The sequence below is a fragment of the Nocardioides ureilyticus genome, assembly GCF_051280745.1.
Lineage (GTDB): Bacteria > Actinomycetota > Actinomycetes > Propionibacteriales > Nocardioidaceae > Nocardioides.
Map to the genome: position 1 here is coordinate 1 of NZ_JBNCOG010000065.1, position 4,715 is coordinate 4,715.

Sequence of the window (4,715 nt, forward strand, 5' to 3'; positions counted from 1 at the left end):
GCACTACCGTGGAACATGGAGCCTCCGGGTTGGAAGTGGGCCTTCGACAAGCCACACCCCACCCGGAGGTTCTCTTCACGTCAACGACCAACCAATGCCACCAACGTCATGGCCGAATACACCTAGCGCACGACCAGCGTGGTGCCCCCGCGGGCGGGGACGAGCTCCCCGACGACCGGGTGGCCGGGCAGCTCGCCGGCCACCAGCAGCCCGCCGGAGGTCTGCGCGTCGGCGAGCAGGGTCAGAAGCGACCACCCCCACCGAAGCCGCCTCCGCCGCCCCCGCCGAAGCCACCGCCCCCGCCGAAGCCGCCGCCCCCGCCGAAGCCACCGCCCCCGCCGATACCACCGCGGGACCCGCCCCAGCCGCCGCCGCGGCCCCCCATGCCGCCGAGCGCGCCGCCGAGGATGCCACCGAGGATCAGCGACCCGGGGCTGATGCCGATACCGCCGGTGTGGATGACGGTGCCCCCGCCGGGGCCGCCTCCCCAGGAGTCGAGGTCGTGGCGGGCCTCCTCGAGCGCGCGCTCGCCGAGCTGCTCGGCCCGCTCGAGCAGCGGCTCGGCACCCTCGGGGTCCTCGCCCGCGACCTGGGCGGCGCGGCGGTGGGTGCTCATCGCCTCGGCGATGTAGGCGCGGGCCTCGTGGCCGATGGCTCCGCGCCGGGTGTTGATCGTGTGGTCGATGCTGCGCAGCCGGGCGCCGACCCGCTCGAGGCGGTCGCGCACGCGCTCCTGCACGCGGGTGGTCCGCTCGTCGTTCTCGCGGTAGCGGGCGAGCGCGGTGTCGAGGTCGTGCTCGGCCCTGGCCAGCGCGCGCAGCGCGGCGATCGGGTCGCCGCCGTCGCGGGCCGCGGAGCCCTGCGCCATCGCCCGCTCCGCCTCGGCGACCGCGGCCGTGGTGAGCGGGTCGTCGGCCGAGAGCCGCTCCGCGTCGGCGAGGTCGGAGGCGAGCGAGGCGAGCGCCTGGCTGAGGCGTGCGCCGGCGTCGGCCAGCTCGTCGCGGGCGTTGCCGACCGAGGTCAGGAGGGCGTCGGCCTGACCGATCGCCTCCTCCGCCGCGCGTGCGGCGGCGACGGCGGCCGCGCGGTTGTCGCCGTCGCGCAGGTGGTTCTCCCCCGAGGCGATGAACTCCCCGGCGGAGTCCAGCAGCGCGGAGGCCTGGGTGACGTTGCCGGCGACGGTCTCGAGGGCGGACTCGGAGTGGTGGATGCGGAGCCCGGCCAGCTCCTGCTCGGCGACGGGCACGGCTTGGCGGACCCCGCCGAGGCGCCCGCGGAGCTCGACGAGGAACTCCGGCACGCGCGCCTGCAGGTTCCGGAGTCGGTTGAACTCCTCCTCCTCCGCGTCGAGGCTGCGGTCGGCCTCGGTGGCCAGCGCGATGATGTGCTCGAGCCGCGCCCGGCGCTCGGTGTCGTCGAGACGGCCGCGCAGCTCCTCGTCGTCGAGCTCCTGCAGCAGCCGAAACGCCTCGGCCGAGCCGGACCGGGCGCGCTCCAGCGCCTGCCCGAACCGGCGGGTGGCCTGGACGCCGAACTGGGCCTCGGCGAACGCGAGCTCCTCGGCCGAGGAGCGGATGGCGTCGTCGACGTCGACCAGGGCGACGGCGACGTCGCTGCGCAGGTCGTCGAGCGAGCGCTGGGGCGGAGGCGGCGGGCCAGCATTCACGACGGGCCCCTGGGAGGGCGACCCGGCGGCGCGGCTGGCCCGGCGGGCCAGCATGAAGAGGCCGACGATCACGGCGAACGGCAGGAACAGGCAGAGCAGGCCGCCGAAGCCGGCGCCGATGAAGCCCAGGCCCGGGCCGACGTTCGACCCGACGCCGCCGTCGCCGAGCTCACCGCCGGCCTCGCCGGCCAGCGCCGCGGCGTACCCCTCCACGGCGGCCTCGACCGCACCGGCCCAATCGCCGTTCCCCAGTGCCGGCTCGATGTACGCCGCTCGAACCTGGCGGTCATCCTCGGGGCTCAGCCCGGACTCGGCGGTGGTCCAGGTGGAGTAGCGCTCGTCCTCGACGGCGACGGCGAGCAGCACGTCGTCGCCGCCCATGCCGGAGGTCGCATAGGTCTGCTGGGCCCACTCCTCGCTCGGCAGTCCGTCGAAGCTGTCGACGTAGACGGCGAAGAGCTGGATCCCCTCCTCGCGCGCCTGATCGAGGACGCCGGCGAGCCGGGTCTCCTCGTTGTCGGTGAGAACCCCGGCGCGGTCGGTGACGCTGGCCGGTACGTCGAATGGCGGCTCGAGGTGGACGGGCGACGCCGGCGCCACGGCGGCCGTCCGGGCCGGGGCCTCGGCCGAGGCGGCCGCTGCCGGCGCAATCGTCAGGGCCGCCGTCATCGCGACGACGGAGATACGGGAAGCCAGCACCGGCTGCTCGTACCCGCCCCCTCCCCGGCCAAACGACCTACCGGACGACGAGCGTCCGTTCGCCGCGGGCGGGCACGAGCTCCCCGACGACCGGGTGGCCGGGCAGCTCGCCGGCCACCAGCAGCCCGCCGGAGGTCTGCGCGTCGGCGAGCAGGACCAGCTCGTCGTCGTCGACGCCCGCCTCGAGGTGCGGGCGGACCCAGTCCAGGTTCCGGCGGCTGCCGCCCGGCACGAACCCGTCGCGCAGCGCCTCGCGCGCCCCGTCGACGTACGGCACGGCGGCGGCGTCGAGGACCGCGGTGACCCCGCTGGCGCGGGCCATCTTGTGCAGGTGGCCCAGCAGGCCGAAGCCGGTGACGTCGGTGGCGGCGAGGAGCCCGGCGGCGACGGCGGCGCGGGCGGCGTCGCGGTTGAGGGTGGTCATCACCTCGATGGCCTGCTCGAAGCGCTCACCGGTCGCCTTGTGCCGGTTGTTGAGGACGCCGAGGCCGAGCGGCTTGGTCAGCGTGAGCGGTACGCCGGGGCGCGCGGCGTCGTTGCGCAGCAGCCGGTCCGGGTGGCCGATGCCGGTGACGGCCAGGCCGTACTTCGGCTCCGGGTCGTCGATGCTGTGCCCGCCGGCGAGGTGGGCGCCGGCCGGGGCGCAGGCGTCGGCCCCGCCGCGGAGCACCTCGGCGGCGACCTCGAACGGGATCCGGTCCCGCGGCCAAGCCAGCAGGTTGATCGCCACGACCGGCTCCCCGCCCATCGCGTAGACGTCGGAGAGCGCGTTGGTGGCGGCGATCCGCCCGAAGTCGTAGGCGTCGTCGACGACGGGGGTGAAGAAGTCGGCCGTCGCGATGAGGGCCCGCTCCCCGTCGATCCGCACCGCTGCCGCGTCGTCGCCGGAGTCCAGCCCGACGAGCAGGTCGCCGGTCGGGTCCTGCGCCGTCCGGCCGCCTGGCAGGTCGGCCAGCACCCGCTCCAGCTCCCCCGGCGGCACCTTGCAGGCGCATCCGCCGCCCGACGCGGACTGGGTGAGGCGCAGGCCGGCCGCGGGGGTGGTCATGCCGGTGACGGTAGCGCGCGCCGGGCGGGTGGGTGGCGGTGCGACGGGTAGGGTCGCGACGGAGGCGTTTCTCGTCTGGTGACGGGCGCGGTCCTCAACACCGTAGTGGCCGAGCATCTCGGTCAGGCGGGTTCGATTCCCGTCCGCCTCCGCCAAGACAACCGCTGAGCCAAGACAACCGCTGAGCCAAGCCGAACCAGCCCAACCAGCCGACTGCGCCAGGAGGTGCCGGGTGCTCGACCGCGACGCCCGGCGTGCCACTCCCCGCACCGACGCTGTGCTGGCCGACCCGCGGCTGCGCGAGGCGGCGGCCCGCCTGGGCGACCGGCTGGTGAAGCAGTCCGTCGTGGCGGCGTTGGACCGCTGCCGCCGCGGGGAGCTCGCCCCCGAAGAGGTCGCCGACGCCGCCGTCGCGGCGCTCCCCCGCCACGCCACCGCGCTGCGCCGGGTGCTCAACGCCACCGGCGTCGTGGTGCACACCAACCTCGGCCGCGCACCGCTCTCGGCCGCCGCGGTCGAGGCACTGGCCGTGGCCGCCGGCGCCACCGACGTCGAGCTCGACCTCGCCACCGGCCGCCGGGGACGGCGCGGCCGCTCGACCACCGCCGCGCTGTCGGCCGCCGTGCCCGACGCAGGCGGGGTGCACGTCGTCAACAACGGCGCCGCGGCGCTCGCGCTCGTGACGTGCGCGCTCGCGATGGGCCGCACGATCGTGGTCGCCCGCGGCGAGCTGGTCGAGATCGGTGACGGCTTCCGCATCCCCGAGCTGCTGGAGTCCGTCGGCGCCCGGCTGCGCGAGGTGGGTACGACGAACCGGGTGCACCTCGCCGACTACGAGGCCGCCGTCGACGACTCGACGGCCTTCGTGCTGAAGGTCCACCCGTCGAACTTCCAGGTCACCGGCTTCACCTCCAGCGTCCCCGTCCGCCAGCTGGCGACCCTGCCGGTGCCCGTGGTGGCCGACATCGGCTCCGGCCTGCTGACCCCCCACCCGCGGCTGCCGGACGAGCCGAGCGCCTCGGCCGCCCTGCGCGAGGGTGCCGCGCTGGTCACCGCCTCGGGCGACAAGCTGCTCGGCGGTCCGCAGTGCGGCCTGCTGCTCGGCAAGGCGGCGCTGGTGGAGTCGCTGCGCCGGCACCCGTTCGCGCGGGCGCTCCGGGTCGACAAGCTGACCCTCGCCGCCCTCGAGGCGACCCTGACCGGGCCGACCCCGCCGGTGGCGGCCGCGCTCGCCGCCGACCCGGCCGCGCTGCTGGACCGGGCCTGCCGGCTCGCCGAGGCGCTGGGCGACCCCGCCGAGGC

3 protein-coding genes and 1 tRNA gene are annotated in these 4,715 nt (G+C 76.1%); 2 read left to right on the forward strand and 2 right to left on the reverse strand.

The window, feature by feature from the left end; all coding sequences use genetic code 11:
• Positions 1 to 241: 241 nt before the first annotated feature.
• Complete coding sequence (locus tag ACSMHG_RS19405) at positions 242 to 2,365, reverse strand: TPM domain-containing protein (protein ID WP_435748211.1); 2,124 nt, start codon at positions 2,363 to 2,365, stop codon at positions 242 to 244.
• 37 nt (positions 2,366 to 2,402) lie between these two features.
• Complete coding sequence (gene selD, locus ACSMHG_RS19410) at positions 2,403 to 3,413, reverse strand: selenide, water dikinase SelD (protein ID WP_435748213.1); 1,011 nt, start codon at positions 3,411 to 3,413, stop codon at positions 2,403 to 2,405.
• Between the two features lie 60 nt (positions 3,414 to 3,473).
• Here selD and ACSMHG_RS19415 point away from each other — a divergent pair.
• Positions 3,474 to 3,568 (forward strand) — tRNA-Sec (locus tag ACSMHG_RS19415).
• Between the two features lie 77 nt (positions 3,569 to 3,645).
• Positions 3,646 to 4,715, forward strand: a 1,070-nt coding sequence (gene selA, locus ACSMHG_RS19420; protein ID WP_435748215.1) for an L-seryl-tRNA(Sec) selenium transferase, incomplete at its 3' end; no start/stop codon positions are given.

What these genes read in the sequence shown, in the direction of transcription:
- selD (WP_435748213.1), bottom strand. Translation starts at nt 3,413, where the DNA reads ATGACCACCCCCGCGGCCGGCCTGCGCCTCACCCAGTCCGCGTCGGGC.